The sequence below is a fragment of the Pseudoalteromonas sp. SCSIO 43201 genome, assembly GCF_023716725.1.
In the GTDB taxonomy this organism is placed as follows: Bacteria; Pseudomonadota; Gammaproteobacteria; order Enterobacterales; family Alteromonadaceae; genus Pseudoalteromonas; species Pseudoalteromonas peptidolytica.
Genome location: NZ_CP072683.1, coordinates 2,178,564 through 2,197,442 on the forward strand (window position 1 = coordinate 2,178,564; position 18,879 = coordinate 2,197,442).

The 18,879-nt window shown below is 42.4% G+C and carries 7 protein-coding genes; 5 read left to right on the forward strand and 2 right to left on the reverse strand.

Annotation, left to right across the window (positions count from 1 at the left end):
- The first annotated feature begins 13 nt into the window (after window positions 1–13).
- The 5 genes from J8Z24_RS09350 to J8Z24_RS09370 are packed head-to-tail and all read left to right on the forward strand — an operon-like array spanning window position 14 to window position 14,344.
- Window positions 14–6,115, forward strand: coding sequence for a type I polyketide synthase (locus tag J8Z24_RS09350; RefSeq protein ID WP_252094566.1), 6,102 nt, complete (start codon window positions 14–16; stop codon window positions 6,113–6,115).
- Complete coding sequence (locus J8Z24_RS09355) at window positions 6,115–10,794, forward strand: non-ribosomal peptide synthetase (RefSeq protein WP_252094567.1); 4,680 nt, start codon at window positions 6,115–6,117, stop codon at window positions 10,792–10,794. Before J8Z24_RS09350 ends, J8Z24_RS09355 begins: the two co-directional genes overlap by 1 nt.
- A 2-nt stretch (window positions 10,795–10,796) precedes the next feature.
- Entirely contained in the window at window positions 10,797–12,395 is a 1,599-nt protein-coding gene (locus J8Z24_RS09360) for a hypothetical protein (RefSeq protein WP_176032361.1), read from the forward strand.
- A 1-nt stretch (window position 12,396) separates the two neighbouring features.
- Window positions 12,397–13,707 (forward strand): MFS transporter, encoded by a 1,311-nt coding sequence (locus tag J8Z24_RS09365; protein ID WP_176032360.1) that lies wholly within the window; start codon window positions 12,397–12,399, stop codon window positions 13,705–13,707.
- Window positions 13,700–14,344, forward strand: a complete 645-nt coding sequence (locus J8Z24_RS09370) for an acyltransferase (RefSeq protein WP_128732714.1) — start codon at window positions 13,700–13,702, stop codon at window positions 14,342–14,344. Before J8Z24_RS09365 ends, J8Z24_RS09370 begins: the two co-directional genes overlap by 8 nt.
- Before the next feature lie 3 nt (window positions 14,345–14,347).
- Here the strand turns inward: J8Z24_RS09370 and J8Z24_RS09375 are convergent, their stop codons facing one another.
- Both J8Z24_RS09375 and J8Z24_RS09380 read right to left on the reverse strand, forming a co-directional pair.
- A complete protein-coding gene (locus J8Z24_RS09375; RefSeq protein ID WP_176032359.1) occupies window positions 14,348–15,883 on the reverse strand; it encodes a tryptophan halogenase family protein in 1,536 nt (511 codons plus the stop codon).
- A gap of 314 nt (window positions 15,884–16,197) precedes the next feature.
- Window positions 16,198–18,798, reverse strand: a complete 2,601-nt coding sequence (locus J8Z24_RS09380; RefSeq protein WP_176032358.1) for a TonB-dependent receptor — start codon at window positions 18,796–18,798, stop codon at window positions 16,198–16,200.
- Between the last annotated feature and the right edge of the window lie 81 nt (window positions 18,799–18,879).

An 18,879-nucleotide genomic window follows, 5' to 3' on the forward strand; every position in this document is an offset into this window, starting at 1 on the left:
TGGAGTAATAACAATGAACAACAATCAAGCTGCAACTATGCCAAGCAATGACATCGCTGTCATCGGTGTTTCATGCCGGCTCCCCGGAGACAACAATGCACCTTCTGACTTTCACCAGTTTTTATTGGCTGGCGGTAATGGCATCACCGAAATACCAAAAGAGCGCTGGGATATTAGTGCCTATTATGACAGCGATCGTGAAAAGTCAGGGAAAATGTATGTAAAAAATGGTGGATTCTTATCTGGTTTATCATTATTCGACGCCCCATTTTTTGGCATTTCACCAAAAGAAGCCCCATATATTGACCCTCAACAACGCTGGGTACTTGAAGCAACTTACGAAGCGCTAGAAAACGCAGGGCTAGACATCGAACAATTAAAAGGCAGTGACACCAGCGTATTCATGGGGCAATTTATGCACGACTTTGAGCAACTGCAAACTGCAAGCTGCGCACATGATTACGTTTCAAGTCACTCAGCAACGGGCTCATCGATGACGCTGACGGCAAACCGAGTGTCTTATTGTTTTGATTTCCATGGTACTAGCTTAACTCTCGATACCGCCTGCTCCTCATCACTCGTAGCGCTTGATTTAGCATGTAAGGCAATCCTAAACGGAGATAGCCGTATAGCACTTGCCGGTGGCGTCAATCTGCTGCTTAGACCTGAAATGACAATGTCCATTTGCAAAGCTTCTATGCTTTCACCTGATGGCTTATGTAAAAGTTTTTCGAGTGACGCGAATGGCTATGTTCGAAGTGAAGGCGTTGCAGTCGTGGTATTAAAAAAACTCGCGGATGCAATCAATGATCATGATCCAATCCTAGCTGTTATTAAGGCAAGTGGCACGAATCAAGACGGGCAAACAAATGGGATCACAGTACCAAATGGTCTAGCGCAGCAGCGTTTGTTATCAAAAACATTAGAATTTGCAGGTTTGAGTGGCCAGGATATTGATTATGCCGAAGCACATGGCACTGGCACAGCTGTGGGTGATCCTATCGAGGTCAATGCTTTGGGTAGTGTTTTGGGCATTCGAGATAACAAGTTAATGCCATGCCTAATAGGTTCAGTTAAAAGTAATATCGGCCATACAGAGCCCACCGCAGGATTAGCTGGCTTAATTAAAACAATTAATGCAATGAATAGCGGTGTAATCCCAAAAACACTGCATTGTCACACCATAAATCCAGCCATCAATGAGGCACAGTTAAATATAAAAGTAGTCACGGAAAATACGCCTTGGCCTGATAGAGCCGACGATACACCTCGGCGTGCAATTGTGAATTCATTTGGATTTGGTGGAACAAATGCAAATGTAGTGGTAGAGCAAGCAACTCTAACCCCTACCTCAAACCCCGATCATGCAGGTGTGCTACAACTTTTTGTTAGTGCAAAGTCGGCAGCGGCATTGACAGCGCAAGTCTCAGCGTATTTAGACTATTTAGCGCCTTTAGCAACTCATGAGCTCCCCGACTTCTGCCGTAACTCGGTACTATTGCGCACCGCTTTTAAAAACAGAGTGGTATTCACAGCCAAAGATAAGCAGACTTTGATGGCACAACTTGAAGACTTCATTTTCGAGCGCCCCAATAAAGTCTTTCAAAGTGCAACTTCTCAGCAGAGCGCATCATCTCCTACTGCTTTGGTTTTTTCCGGTATGGGAACTACTTGGCAAACGATGGGCAAAGCCCTGTATTGCAGCAGCAAAATATTTAAACAAGAGATAGATAAAGTTGATAGCGCATTGCAGCACTATGTGTCGTGGTCATTGATCGATAAAATGCACAATGGCGGTGACGAGATCCATGAAACCCAGTATGCACAACCTGCAATATTTGCCTGTCAAATCGCTTTGTTTCAATTGTTAACTTCATACGGTATCAAAGCCGATGCCATCGTTGGCCATAGCGCCGGTGAAGTTGCCGCAAGCTATTGCGCTGGAGTGTACAGCTTCGAAGACGCTATTCGCATCATCTACCATCGTAGTCGGCTACAGCAAACGACCACAGGTGAGGGAAAGATGCTGGCAGTTGGGATTTCGCAAGCACAAGCACAAACGCTTTGTAACGAATATCCAAACAAAGTCTCTATCGCAGCTATCAATAGTAGCACCGCCGTCACACTTGCTGGTGATACCGACACACTTAGTGAAATTGCAGCACAGTTAGATGCCGAGGGCGAGTTTGCAAAGTTTCTCAATGTTGACGTGCCCTATCATAGCCCTGTTATGGATAAGCTAGAGCAACCGTTGTTAGATGCTTTAGCCCTACTGTCTCCATCTGAGCCGAGCATTGCACTGTATTCCACAGTGACAGGCTCACTTACCCAACAGCAAGATTGGCACGCTGAGTACTGGCCGAAGAACGTCCGCGAACCTGTTTATTTTGAAAAAGCGATAAATACACTGCTTGATAACGGAGTAAGAAACTTTATTGAAATAAGCCCTCACGCCGTGCTCTGTAACGTGATCAAGCAAGTTGCTTCAGACCTTTCTGTGTTCACCACACCGCTTATCCTTCGAAATGAAGACGATGAAGTCCAGTTTGCAGCCGCATTAGGCGCATTAGCGGTATCTGGTTTGTTAGCTCCTAAGCTGGCACTCAACGCAATAAACTGCTTTCCAAATCACACTATCAAGCTTCCTAATTATCAATGGCAGCACCAATCATACTGGCTTGAACATCCTGATGTTCAACTCGCACGGGTTGAAAACAAACAAAAACGCGATGCTTTTTCTGACCTCTGTTTACCCACACTGGGTCAACAGTTACTCAGTCATCAACCCATTTTCCAAACCAAAGTTAACGTGAAAAAACAGCCATATTGGTCAGGTCACCAAGTTGGTACTGAGGTGATTTATCCTGGTGCAGCCTATGTTGAAGCGGCACTACAATTTGCCCGCACGCAACAGCCAGAGCCACATGCTCAGTTCACGCTCTGCGACATTGAATTTAATCGGCCTCTGTATCTTGGCGATGAAGATATTACCATAGAGACTCGCTACCATACTCAAAACGGGACAATTTCATTGTCTAGTTTAGAGGCTGATACTTGGCATCAACAATCCCGCTTTACCTTAGATACGCATGAAAGAGACTGCCATCAAGGTGACACTTTAAGCGACACTATACAACAATTTCCACAAGCCATAAGTAAGGCCGACTTCTACGCCCATTGCCACCAGCTTGATATGAATTACCAAGCGCAATTTCAAAGTGTACTACAGTGCTGGAAGTCATCATCACAAGTCATCGTCGAAATACACTGTGAGTCTCAAGATGACTCACAAGTACTGCTAAGCCCAATGTTACTTGATGGCGCTTTTCAGAGCTTTTTTCAACTTGTTAATAAGTCCTACTTACCGGTTAAAATCAGCGAGTTTACCTTTTACAAAAAGCCCACAAATCGTTGCTTTTCAGTGCTTGACATTACCCTTCTCAGCGATCCAATTTGCATTGGCGATCTCCATATTTATACTTTGGACGGCCAGCTCTGTGTTGCCATTAAAGGGATTGAGTTAAAACCTAATACTCAACATCAATTAGACTCATTAAAGGAGCTCAAATATCATTACACTTGGCAACACGCTCCAGTAACGCAGGATGCAGGAGATACTCAGCCAAATACCGTGAGTATTTTAGCTGAAAATACTGATTTCTCGGCTCTTCACGTTCTTAAAAATAACTCAGTGGTGCATATCACGTCAGATGATGACTCAGCGTCACTCATTGAAAAACTACAACCCTATCTCAGTCACACTGAGCGCTTGATTGTTGATGTTCGTCATTTAGCAAATATAGAAATGCGCCATGGTAGCCTCTCACAAACGGTTATTGAACGTGCTTTAGTTGCGCCACTTCATTATTTTCAAGCTATCCAAGCTGTCAATTGGGGTAAGTCATTAGAAATCGTGATTATCACCAAACATTCACAAGGTGCTGGAGACACAGAAATTAACCCGCTGCAAAGCGCAATATGGGGTATGCTGAGAGTATTTTCTACAGAAAACCAACAATTTAAAGTAACCTTACTCGATATTGACGCTAAGCCTTCTAGTGCTGAAACACTTAACCAACTGCTCCTCGCACAACAACTGAACGATACGGAAATGGCTATCCGTCATGGCGATGTTTTCGTACAAAAACTTGCCCACTTAAGCTCCGAGGCCTGCACTGAGTCAAAAGATTTCACCATTTCCACAACGCCCACCGGCCATTACCAGTGGCTCATGGATGACAACTGTTGGGTGGCCTATGCACAAAAGAATGATGACAAAGCCATCACCCCCGTCCGTGCGGTATCAATTAGTCGAGCAGCATTAAGCAATAGACCAAGCTGCTTTATTTATCAGCTTGCGGATCACACAAAACCTAAGCTTGTATTCGCCAATGCTGGTGTAACCAATTATATCGATGACGCTTTGCCGTTTGTGTCACTGCCTGACATAAGTGCGACATGGTTAACTGAGCACTTAGCTGTATTACACCGAGCTTTGGCGTTAGTGCAAACACTGCTTACACAAACCACTGCTGTCAGCTTTTTTAATCCGTCCACCATTGAAAGCTTTGTCGCGATATCTTGTTTAAAGATCGCAGGGCGCGTTGTGCATGTTATTGACTCCACAGACAAGAGTGAGACAACTGAATCAATTGCAACTTTAGTGCTAGATCCGGCCACGAGCATACCAAATTCGATACAGGCGAGACTATGTTATGGTGCCCATATCATCTGTATCACTCCTCCACCAACAACACAGTTAAGTCATGATGACTATACTTTTATCAAGCCAACCATACAGTTAGATAACAGCCAATCTATCCACGCACTACATGGACTGACAGTACAAATCGTTGAATTGCTCAACAATGATGACCGAGTACTGAAACAACCCTCAGACTGCATTTCTGTTAATGCCCTGCCGACTGAGCTAGCAGCGGAATATTTGTCAGTTAAGTTCGACACATTACCGACTTTTGCACGTAAGCGGCATACACCGTCAGAGCAATTTGATAAGAGCAGTTATCTAGTTACTGGAGGGCAAGGAGGGATTGGTCTTGAGATTGTGAACTGGTTATACGAAAAAGGGGCAAAGCATATTTTTGTTTCAGGTAGAAGCGCCCTTAGCGATAGCCTAAACGACACAATCCAAAAAGCTGCACTGTCGGGGTGTATTATTCAATACATTCAAGCTGATATTAGCCAGTACGACGATGTCGTAAAAGTCATCGAGCATATTGCGCATTCAGGTGCGCCACTAAAAGGAGTTTTCCATGCCGCTGGTGTCTTAAAAGATGCAACATTTTCATCCCAAAGTGCAGAACACATGTATTCAGTGCTGGCACCAAAAGTTAATGGTGCATGGTATTTACACCTTGCCACTCACGCCCTGTCATTAGACTACTTTGTTTGTTTTTCTTCTATCGCTGCTATTGTTGGCTGGGCGGGACAAGCAAACTATGCGGCTGCGAATGCCTTTATGGATGGCTTGTGTATCGCAAGAAGACAGCAAGGAAAGTCTGCGCTTAGCTTAAACTGGGGTCCTTGGTTAGAGGCGGGAATGGCGGCACAACTTTCTGAATTAGAACAGCAAGCAATGCAACAAGCTGGCATGTATCCACTCACCTCAAAAGAAGGGATCGAAGAGCTAGAACGCACAATATCCAGTGCGATGTCGCAAATTGGTATTTTTAAAGTTGATTGGCAAGATGCCAAACTGGCGACTGGCAGCACAGTGTTTTCACACTTTCAGACATCAACACCAGAGCAAAACGAAGATCCCATCAAAACCCAATTACACGCTGCAAATTCAGCGGCTCGACAAACATTAATTGAAAGTCGGATAAAGTGTGATTTAGCTACTGTACTTGGGCTACAAGACGCAAATAACATTGAGAGTAGTGCTAGCGTGTTCGACTACGGTCTTAACTCGTTAATGGCAATCGAACTTAAGCAAAGATTACAAGCACTTTGTGATGATCCGTTACCCGCTTCTTTAGTTATGAAGCATGACTCGGTGGCAAAACTGACCAACTTTATTACCACGCTTTACAATGAGCAGCTGTCAGCTATCGATACCGTTACCGATGAGCAAGTTGTAAAGGTCATGTTGTAATGGAACAGTTAATTGAAAAATGCCGTACACTTGGGATTTCATTTTCGCTAAGTGCTGATGAGCAACTTGAGTTACACGCCAAAACTCAACCAAGCGCCGCACTCATTGACGAAATAAAGGCTGAGAAGCAAAACCTTATCTCACTAATTAAGCGTAATAAGCTAAAACAACTGATACAACAGCTGGCGCAGCCTATCTCGTCAAACCATGCTGTTAAACAAGCTGAGGTGTCGTTTCAGCAACAGCGTATGTGGCTGGCAGACTCCCTGCGCGAAGGCGCTACTGAGTATCATCTTACTAAAATATTTGCGCTCAAAGGCGCGCTGAACCAAGTAGCTTTTGAACAGGCGCTGAGGCAAGTTATTGATTGTAATAGTGCGCTCACGACACAATATGAAAAAACAGAGAATACCATAGTGCAACGTCAAGCACCTGCCAGTGCTGACGTCTATCGCCTGCACTTGTGTACAAAATTAAGTGAAGAGGCAATATTTAGCGCAATTCAACAGCGTGTAGAGACCCCCTTTGATTTGCGCCACCAAAGCCCTATTCGTGTCGAAGTTTTTCAAAAAGCTCCTCACGCCTATTACTTTGTGTTTGTGATCCACCATATTGCTGCTGATGGTTGGTCTATTGCACTATTTTGTCAGCAAGTAGCAAAACGATACGAACAATTAATTGATGGGACAGCTTACAAGCCACAGCCGGAGTCAATCAGCTACATTGACTATGCAAGGTGGCAGCGAGCGATATTAACACCAAAGCAGTTAGACTTACTTAGCCAGTGGTGGCAAAAAAAGCTTGAAGGCTGTGCCACGAATGTCACTTTTCCTTGCGATAACAGTCGGCCACTTCACTCTGATCTTCGCGCACATTTTTATACCAGCTCAATAAAGAGAAGTCAGCTTTCAAGTATAAAAGCATTTGCCAAAGCACATGCTTGTACGCCATTTACCGTGGTTTATAGCGTATTTAATGTGCTACTGGCGTTTTACAGTAACGAGTCCGATATTGTCATCGGTACACCCGTTGCCAATCGCGATCATGCTCAATTACAAACACTCATTGGGTTTATCGCCAATACAGTTGTCATGAGACAGCATATTGACTTTAATAAATGTTTTGCTGAGTTGCTGGAGGAAGCAAAACTTCAGACCACAGATGCTTTTGAACACGCCCACCTGCCATTTGAAGTGTTATTGGAGAAGCTACCCATTACTAGGCATCACAATCAGCCTCCTCTATTTAATGTTTTCCTTGCTATGCACAATATGAAGCCGATTGTGCCCACGCTAAAAAATATAGAAATCACCCCAACAAAGACACAATTTCGCAAAGCAAAATTTGACTTAACATTGGATATTTTTGAGCAGCCAGATTCTTTGCTGTTGGAATGGGAATATGCGTGTGATTTATATCATCATCAAACCATCAAACGGCTCGCCGAGAATTTTTCTAATGTTTTAGATACTTTACTTCAAAACGCGACGCAACCTATGTCTGCTATCACACTTATCGCGCCGCAGCAGCAAGCAACTCTGCAACAGGCTTGGCAAGGTGTACAGCGAGATTATAGCCACCGCGATATTTTACCTTTTGCGCTACAGCAATCCTTTGCTCGCCACAAAGATAAAATAGCCATAGTCGACCAATCTGGAGCATACAGTTATCAAATGCTGCAAGCGCTTGTTAAGCAATATTCAGCACTTATCCAAACCCAGTCGCTCGAGGCAAACTGCTTTATTGGTGTATATTGTCATCGTTCAGTACACATGGTTGCTGCCATGTTGGCCATTTTACATAGCGGTCATGCGTATCTACCATTAGACCCTAACTACCCCACCGCCAGAATTGCCCATATGGTAGACGATTCGGATACGCAACTCATCTTGTGCGATCCCGTATTGTTAGAACATTGCCAATCATTCGATGTCACCGTGCAATGCTTGCAGGCAAATTTTGATGTCAATACTGAAAAAAACCTGCCTGCAGTAGGTATTACGGCCAACTCTCTCGCATATATCATCTATACCTCAGGCTCTACTGGCAAACCAAAAGGCGTAACAATATCTCATTTTGCATTACGAAATTTTTTATACGCAATGCAAGAAACATTTGCGCTTGATGAACACACATCAGCCCTAGCAATCACTTCAATTTCCTTTGATATTCATGTGTTGGAACTATATTTACCACTGCTCGTAGGTGGTACCGTGCACTTGGCCACCAACGCTCAAAGCAAAGATCCGCAGCAGCTACAGTCATTAATCAATCGTGCAGGGGTTAACTTTATTCAAGCGACTCCTTCTTCACTAAATATGCTTAAAAGTTTTAATGTGCAATTGCATGAAAACACGACAGTATTAAGTGGTGGAGAAGCACTTCCCTTGGAGTTAAAACAGTACCTGAACATACAGGCTGTTGCTTTGTGGAATATGTACGGGCCGACAGAAACTACGGTGTGGTCTTCAGTTGCATCATTAGGTCATGATGACGACATCCACCTAGGCAAACCGATAGCCAATACACAATTCTATGTTGTTAATCAGCAGCTACAGCTTGTACCACGAGGTGTTACCGGAGAATTATTGATTGCTGGTGATGGTCTCGCTAATGGCTATTTGAACCAAGCTCAGCAAACCTCTGATAAGTTTATCTCATTTGCTCACGATCAGGGTCACATTAGTGCCTACAAAACAGGAGATTTAGTCAAGATAGATAGCTGCGACAGATTAATATATCAAGGACGTATCGACCAACAAATTAAGCTAAATGGTTTTAGAATAGAGATCTCAGAGATTGAGAATACGATTTCTCAATACCCTGATATTGATGCGGCTGCTATCGTGTTAAGCCAAACAGAAAAACTCTCTGCTTTTATCGTTTTGAAGCCAAACACAGAGATAAACCTCGTCGCGTTACGCCAATATATCGCAGAGCGACTACCCTACTTTATGCAACCTGCTGAAATCACAACACTACCTCAGTTGCCACTGACCCCGAACGGCAAAACGGATAAACTTGCTCTGACCAAGCAAAGTAAATACGAGAATCACGAGCAAACTACACAAGGTACGATTCAACACTATCCAAAAGTGCTCGTACAGCTTTGGCAACGTAAGCTAAACGTTGATGTTTTTGATCCGTTTAAGTCATTTTTTGAGCTTGGGGGTAACTCAATTCAAGTGATTGACTTAATTGCAAGCATCAATCATACGTTAGGGATCTCTATTACAATAAAAGCGTTTATCCAAAACCCTTGCTTAGATCACATGGCCGACCTTGTCGAGCAAACCCAGTCTGAGCATTTAGTGACTCTAGATTTGCGCCTTGATGAGCACCATTATCAAGATGAGGAAATTATCCCACTCCCCAGTTTACCAAATCGTCAATATTTACTCGCGATGGGGGGAGAGCATCACCTATGGGTTGTCAATCACTCTATGGCACTTGTGGATGAAGATAACAGACTAACCTTTGATTTGCTCAATCGCGCAATTACTCTACTTATCTCCCACCACCCTGCATTTAGAACAAGGTTTGATGTCAAAAAAAGTAACGAATATATTGAAAGTGTAAAGGTCACCCTATCTCAAAAAATTTGCTTTGATCTATCCCATTTAGCGCTTGATCAAGTCGCGGCCTTTATCACAAAAGAAGTACAAACAATCCGTTTAACATCAAGCTTATTAAGATTATTTTATGTTAAGAAAGGTAACAGTGTATTTGTTACACTGTCACTACATCATTTGATTTTTGATGGCTTTAGTATGGAGGTTTTAGCACGACACTTAGAACGTATTATCACCGCCTTAAAAGCTGGAGCCACAACATGCCAGCTCCAAAAAGATCGTTATATCGACTTTGCTAATGCGTATTATGACTATTTTAGTCAACCCTTTAGTTCGGGTAAGTGGCATGCCGATATTGCCTTTTGGCAGCAGGCCGCAAAGCAGCAAAGCGACAGGCTATTCCCTGTAGAGCAAGTGATGAAAGCCAATCAAGGAGATGCTCAGCGCCATACTGTCTCTACGCTCCCTAAAGGGCTCAGTGCACAAATTAGTGCTAGCGCGAAACAACTTGGAATTTCACAATCCACTATACACACAGCCGCTCTGGCAAACGCGCTGAAAACAACTTTCGAGCTTAACGAAGTTGCCATTGAGCTTTCTCAATTCAATCGCTTCAACCAGTACCTTGGTGTTTCTGCCGAAGCTATCGTGGGCTACTTAATTTCACCGGTGAATTTGCTTCTTGAATCATGCGCATTCGAGTCAATACACAGTACCGCTGTGCATATCGATACCTTTTTGGCATCTGCCCCTCACAACGCGACTGGATACTACGCATTGTCGCACTTAAATCCAGATGACAAAGTCAAATCAGCACTACCAGTATTACAACCTGCTGATTTTAGTTTCAATTACCAAGGTGAACTAAACACCTCAAGTAACCCCCATACTGTCACCAAGCTAGAAGATTGGCACACCAAGCTCAAGCACACAATTCCATTTGTTGTATCTGACGAAACAATGTCAAGCCCTTACAGTTTGTACATATCAACTTATTTCGAGCAAGGCCAGCAACATGTATTTGTCGGTTACAGCGCACTGCTATTTAACGAACAACAAATAACAACACTTATAGAAAAATATATAAACAATCTAAAAGGAATGTAGCAATGAGATATATTTATTTAATGGTATTTGCATTTTGCAATTTCGCACTTGCAAGTAGCAACAATACAGAGTTCAAACTTGAAGCATTTTACGACACTGACTTGTATCATCAGCAATTAGGGCTAACCAAAACTCAGTTTGATGCGGTAAATAGACAACTGAGTACTGTTGTAACACAGCAAAGTAGTCATACCATTGATGATGCAATTCAAATTACCTATTTAGAAAACCCACATGCTGAGCACGTCATCGCACTGGCTGCGATAAGATATTTGTCCAGCTCTCTTATCGCCAGCAAATCCCCTACACCAACATCGCTAGAACATAGCATAGTTGCACTCTATTACCTTGAACGCCTAGAAAAAGTGGCTACCCTTCATACTTGGGCACATCAGGTACGTGAAACGCTTGGCAGGCAAGTAAATCAAGTACTTGCTTACGATAGCCTTAATGTAAATGAGCAGCTTGCATCGCATACTCAGTTCCACCATGCGTTTAATGTCCAACCAGAGCAAGGCGTTGACGCCGGCAACGCACTCGTTGAAAGTTTAATTACAGATCCGGGCAATGTAATGACACTGACCCTTGTCGCTAGTTCAAGGCTTTGGCTAGGTAGTGAGGTATCATACTCTGATCCAAATACACTGTATTATTTCATCCTTACTGGCTTCTACAGTACTAGAGCTATTTTGCTATCTCATGAAATAGAGTTACAAGCCAAGCAACCAACCAGTACCAAAAAAACAATGCGACTTTCTTCAATTCTTGGCGGCTGGACTACCTTAGCTAGGCGCTGGTTAGCTGGAGTACATCAAGATACGCTAAGCCGCTCATTGATAGATCAAGAGCATGAACAGTGGTTTTCAGTAAGCCCCGGATTCCATTCGATAACGCTTGCCTCCAGTTACTTTAATGAGCCTCCTCGATTTTTCAAAGGCTACGGCTATTTAATGCAAGGGTTAGGTATTTGTAACCAAGATCTGCTGTTTAGAAGCTGTGGAGATGATCCTAGATTTTCATTCAATCGCTTAGTTTTTTTAACGACTGTTATGGACTATTCGATAAAAGCTGGTGATTTTGATACTGCAAGAAACTTGCTAGGGGCAAAATTCTGGCCTGATTTTCATTGGCATGAGTGGACTCAAGGTCAAGCACAGTGGCTACTTAGAGAGCAAAACATGGAGCAGTTGTATACGCAGTGGAACAATGACGACCCGTCTGACGATACACCTTTGATCATCAGAACGAATAGGCAATGGAGCGATAATACGATGACTTGCCAGACATGCCATCAAGAACAAAATCGCAGTTGGACAGCTGAAGAAAAAGAGCGGGCACGAACTCCTGCACCAAGTATTGAGTTCTTACAATTTTGGCCTGAAATCTCAACCAGCTGGACTGGGGATCAGAGCACTACACTAAAATGTGACAATATTAACTCGTGGCAAAGCAACAACGTTTACCGAGCGAAACAAAAAGCGGTTTATCAGCATGCGTTATTTGAAGCAAAATGGTGGACTCGTAATGAAGTGCCCGCGAAATCAAAACAATATGATGTGTGGCGCTTTGTTGGTTTTTGCCAATCAGGAAGCATAAAGTAGTATGCCTTCACTATCAAAAAATAGTGAATTTCACCTTCATTGGGTTGGCGTTATGCTAACCCAGATAGGTGCATATTTTACGCTTATCGCCCTGCCATGGTTAACGCTGTCTGTTGCCAATAACAATCCAACAACCCTTGCTGTGATCATGGCGTGCTTTGGTATACCGCATAGTTTGTTTATATTGTTGGGAGGATCAATCGCAGATAAATACTCTCCTCTGCTCGTAATCAAGATATCACGCTTTGGCTTTGCGTTAAGTACACTACTGTTTGCACTAAGCTTATACCTATATGAACCATCGCTCGTGTTACTCATCTCTTTCGCACTTTTTGCGGGAGGCTTTTCCGCCCTTGGTTTTCCTGCAAATCAGTCGTTTATTCCTCGTATCGTATTACCTGAACATATTCTAAAAGCCAACGTACTGACAATGGGTAGCAGTTTTGTGATCCAAGCCTGTGCACCTGTATTAGTGGGGTTTTCCCTGCTAGGCATAAAATCTTATTTAGAAGTTAATGGGCTATTTCGTACAAATATTGAACATCTTATTGTGGCATTCTTTCTAGATGCCATACTGGTGACACTAGCAGCATGCTGTACATTAAAAATCCGTCATCAAGATAAAGAGCAGTCTATGACATCCTCATCTGTCTTTCGATCGATGCTCAAAAGCTTTCAATATAGTTTCACACATCCAAATCTTAAAATTATTCTGTTGTATTTAATGTTGATTTCCATCCTTATTCATGGGCCGCTTTTTATCATGCTTCCTTACCTTGTTAAGGTAACTTTAAATATGGATGAATCGGCATTAAGCTATTTATTGGCAAGCCAAGGGATCGGCACCTTCATCGGTGCCACTTTAGTTGCGATATGTAAGCCAAATATGCAGAATTTAGGAAAATATATCTTAGTACTAGATTTGCTTACTGCGATTGTATTTATCCAGCTTGGTTTTCAGTCTTCACTCCTACTACTTTGCATCAGCTTAGTTGCCATTGGCTGTGCCGCAGGTTTTACTGTTGTTGCTGGTACCACTTGGTATCAGCTAAATGTCCCAATTGAGAAACTATCAGGTGCGATTGCTCTGGTATTATTTGCTATCCATGGCTTGATCCCACTTTCTTCAATGTTGCTTGGTACTTTGTTAGATAGATTTGAAGTGTCACAGATCACAACCTTATTGGGAGTAACCACAACGCTCATCTGTATTATTGGCTTAGCTTCAGTAAAAATTAGAAATATGGGCAAGGTTTCATCAGCGATAGCTAATCAGGCTACAAAATTAAAGGAAGTACCACATAATGCCTAAATTTTTGAACCATACCTTTCCACAGAGCACGGAGTCACACTTGTGGCTCAACCTTATACATGATAGCAATCAAATATTTGCTTCGAAGCCCAACATTTTGGGCAAACCAAAGTTTAGCTATGTCGAAATATATGAGAATACGGCTACTCTTCCTTCAAAGATCAGTGTAGAAGCGTTCACCGACTCGATTAAAATAGGCAAAGACGCACTACTAGATTCCAGTAGTGCAGCCGCATTTCCCAATGATATTGTAAAACTTACCGCGGTAAAACGCCCCGATTACGCCTGCGGCAAAATACGTATTGGTGATAATGCCTGCCTACAAGGAACGGCTATAGTGAGTTATCAAAGTGTTGAAATTGGCGACAATGCTTTATTTGGTCCAAACGTTGTCATCATGGACTGTGATGGACACACCCTAACAAACAGAAACGCCCCAGACGAAGTCTCTAAACTCATCGTTAAACCTGTAAAAGTCGGTCACAATGTTTGGGTAGGCTATGGAGCTATCATCAATAAAGGCGTAACAATTGGAGACAATGCGGTAATCGGAGCTGGAAGTGTTGTAACAAAGGACGTGCCTGCCAACACGATGTTTGCAGGCAACCCGGCTCAGTTTATTCGACAATTAGACTAGCGACTAATTACGCTGTATACCATATAGCTTTAACTTCTCTAGCAGTTCTCTATGTGGTCTCAAATTACTGTTGACCTCTTTTAGCACACTGGTTTGATATTCCTGATAGCCTTTATAAATCTGCATAGAAGCTTCTGATGTCACAACCTGAGTAGGTAAAAACTCCATACCGTATAACACATACAAGTAATTCGAGATATCAAATACCCCGAGCTTATCTGTAAAGTCAAATTTGTGTGGTGCACGTACTTTCCACATTTCAAGCTTTTGTTGAAGTGAATCAGGTATCGTATCGGTACTGCAGTTATCCAACCAAAAAGATGAATCGGTGCGCTTTGACAAGCAATAATGTAACTTAATAAAGTCACTGATGTTCAACCACATTCTCTCAACATCTCTATTAAACTTTTGAGATTCCAACGCAAAGCTAAGCTCCCCACTTGACAGTGCGTGAGCAAGCATTGAAGCTGTTAAGTCGAACACTAACAGCCCTGTCGCTTCTAATGGCTCAACAAAACCTTGCGCAAGCCCCAACGCAACCACATTTTTTACCCAAAACTGCTCTCGATAGCCACAACGCATATCAATTTTTCTAACATTGAGCTCCTGAGGTTCAACATCTAGATATAGTGCTAAGCACCTTTGTGCATCATCGTCCGATGTATGATTACTAGAATAAACATAGCCAACCCCCTTTCTTGATTGCAATTGAATATCCCAGATCCACCCATGTTCTTTAGCTGTTGCAGTAGTATACGGGTTGATTGGTGTACTATTATCCTGGTAGGGTGATTGGACCGCTAACGCCGTGTCGGCAAGCAGAGTGTTAGATAAGCTTTTAAAGCCAACATTCATGGCTCTACCAAGCAAAAGGCTTTCAAACCCAGAGCAATCAACAAAGAAATCTGCATCAAATCGCTCACCATTTGCTATTAAACCCTTGATACTGCCATCTTGGCTAATTTCCACATCATCAATAGTTTTATAGCTCACGTGTACACCAAGCTCATTAACAGCATTGTCTTTCAATAGCTTAGTAAATAAAGCAGCATCAAAGTGATAAGCATAATCAAATACACCATCATATTCTTTTTGAGTGATTGCTTTGGGACTTAAGCCCAACTCCGCAACCGTGGCCTGTGTCGACATAAAGTGTTCGAACTTACAACGGTTTGGGTTACTTAACCAAGCCCGTATTAATTGCTCGTGGCCGCTGGGATATGGCTGAAACGGATGATAGTAATAATGACCATTGTTACTTTCAGGGTTATATAACCAATCAGAAAATTTAATACCATGTTTAAAAGACCCCTCCGCATTTTTAAATATCAATTCTTCGTCAATACCAAAATGCTTAAGTGTTTCCTTCATGAAAGGGACAGTACCTTCGCCAACTCCTACTGCTGGTATACTCTCTGACTCAATCAGCTCAATATGAATATCTAGACTTAGCTCTGCATTCAACCTTTTTGCTAAATGATTGGCGGCCAACCAACCAGCTGTCCCACCACCTAAAATAATGACTTTCTGTAGTTTCATACCATAACTCAAAATATTTCTAGCTATCTAGGATTAACTTATACCAATACACTTAATTAAGCTTGCTATTTTGAGGCAAAAAAAGTTTGTCGATAACACCACTACGCATCCTACTATCGCAAAGATACCTAGCTGTATACAGGTAAGGCGAACATTTTGCTATTTAGTTGTTCTAAATGAGAAATTTTTAATGCAGTAGGCTTCAAATTGGGCAAGTATTAAGACTAATTGGTATTAAATCTTCCGAAATAATAAGAATCTATTTAAAAATAAAAAGGCTCGGTTACCCGAGCCTTTTTACAATTTCAATTAAATTAGAAGCGGAACTGAAGGCCTAAAGAGTATCTCGCCTCACCCTCATAACTATAAGATGGGTAGCCGTAAGATGTTCTTTGTTCAACAGGCAGCTCTCCAATGTCACGACCTACTTGGATACTATCTTCTTCTAGTAAGTTTGTTACGTCAGCAACAACCGTAAAGTTCTCGTTGATTTTATAACTAAAACTCAAGTCTAGCGTACCAAAGTCTTGGTGTTCACGGTTACCATAGAAACCAACTTCACGGATCATGTAATCAGAGCGCCATGAATATGCAGCACGCGCTGAGAAATCATCATTCTCATAAAACGCAACTGCATTGACCGTGTGCTTTGATGAATCAGAGAAGATATCGTTTTTATCTGAGTAGTTCTTTGCATCTGCTTTTGCATCTGCGTAGGTATAGTTAAATACCCCACCAAACCCATTTTCAAACGTATGCTGCCATTGGAATTCTACGCCGCTAATGTCGCCACCTTGGCCATCCTTAAATGACTGAACAGTCCAGCTATCTTCACCTGAGTCAGGGTCAACGATACCAATTTGTTGTCCAGGAATACTTGCAAAAGTTGTGAACGTATCAACTTGCTTGGTGAAATATGAAACTGCAACCAAACTACTTGCGTTGTAGTACCATTCTACACCTAAGTCAGCTTGATTCGCTTTAAACGGGCTTAGTGCTACAGAGCCTTTTTCTACCGATTGGTTTGTTGGAATATTATCACCATAACCTTTCAACGATGAGCTTGTAAACAAGTCATTATAATTAGGTCTAGCGATTACAGTTGCGGCCGAGAAGCGTACGATAATATCTTCACTTACGTCAACAGCGACGTTAAAGCTTGGTAGTAACTCATTATAACTAGACTCTTCAGTTACAATTTCGTTTGAATAACCATTATTTCTATCAATAATCGGGTCAACAAAACCCGGAGATAATGCATATGCGTCTGAAGAAATATCAGTGCTAATATATCTTAAGCCAATATTACCTCTCACGTTTTCGTGCGAGAAGTTAGCCATAACATATGCGGCTAAGTTATCTTCAACAATTGACGAGTATGCTGCGCGCTCTTCTACCCAATCAGATATCAAGCTCTTAGTATGAGCGATCATCGCGCCAGCATCAGGCTCAGGAATTAGGAATCCAGCTTCGCCAGCATCAATGAACTTACCCGTAACCAGCCCAGAAACAGGATCAGCACTAGATAGAAGCGGTCGGTTACCAGACTTTTCTACTTCATGGTGTACCCATCGCACGCCGGTCTTTAATGATGTGAAGAAATCTCCCTCTAGAGGGAAAGTAAAATCGACTTGTGTATAGTCTTCTTCGTCTATATTCGGCGCATTAAGAATTGAGTTCGCACCTACACCCAATTCACTTACCGCATAATTTGGGTTAGCAATATCATACTTGATTCTATCGCCTGTAGCATCAATCGTTCCTATAGTGCCGCTAACATCCGTTAAGGCAGCATAGTTAGTTTCGAAGTTGGTACCACCAGTAGCTTCAGTTGTACCGATTTGGAATTCAATCTTTACATGCTCACCTTGATAAGTCATATCAAAAGCAAATAATTCGGTTTCCATCGTTGCTTGACGTGGTCTAACATCGTAGTATGGCTGTGCCCCACCGGTCTCATCTACCCAAGCTTGAGTAGACGTACATTTGACTGGAACACCTTGTGCGTTTGTAGAGCAATTTTCGAGGTTTTGAGGAATCCAGATTTGAGTGTTTAGATTATTCGCTTTTAGCTCTAAATTCATGTAATGAAAGCCAAAATCTAAGCTATCGGTTGGAGCATATTGAAGCTGAATATCGGTTGCTGTTCTTTCACGTTCTTGCTTAAAGTTAGTTGGTGCAATACGACCGGCCCAAACTGGTAGTCCTTCATCGCCCAAACGCTCTAACGAATACTCAGATCTTGCAATTGCACCTAACACACCAAATGTTTCAGCTTCATTTTTCCAGCTGTATAACGCTGACGCATTAGGGTCTGTCTCATCTGAGATAGAAGACCTTGTAGCTTTCAACGAACCGAATACCGTATTAGCATCCAAATCTAAAGGACGGCGAGTATTCACAATTACTGTACCACCTACGCCACCTTCAACGATGTCAGCTTGCGAAGACTTGTATACTTCCATTGATGCAATCATTTCAGGTGCAAGCATTGAATAGTTGAATGAGCGATCAATTGCTTGCTCAGTATACCAACCCGTAGAAGCGACATTTTGACCATTCAATGAAGTTTTGGTTAGCTGATTTGATGCACCACGGATAGATACAGCCGAGCCTTCACCAAACTGTCTAGAAACGGTAACACCAGGAATACGGCCTAAAGACTCTGCAAGGTTATTATCAGGGAAGTCACCAATGTCTTCTGCTGATACAGCATCAACAACGGAGTTGGCAAATCTTTTTGTGTTCATTGACGCTTCTAAAGAGCGGCGAATACCGCGAACTTCAATGACTTCTACGTTTTCTTGTACTTGATTTTGACTTTCTTCTGCAGCTACAGCACCTGAAAAGCCCGCACCTAGTGCGATGCTGACGTTAACTGCAAGTAAGCTTTTTTTGAAATTATTAGCTAACACAGGATTCCCCTTGAATCATTTTGTTGGTTTTTTAAATCACTTCTGCCCAGTGATGATGACAACGCTGTCATCTAATAACAA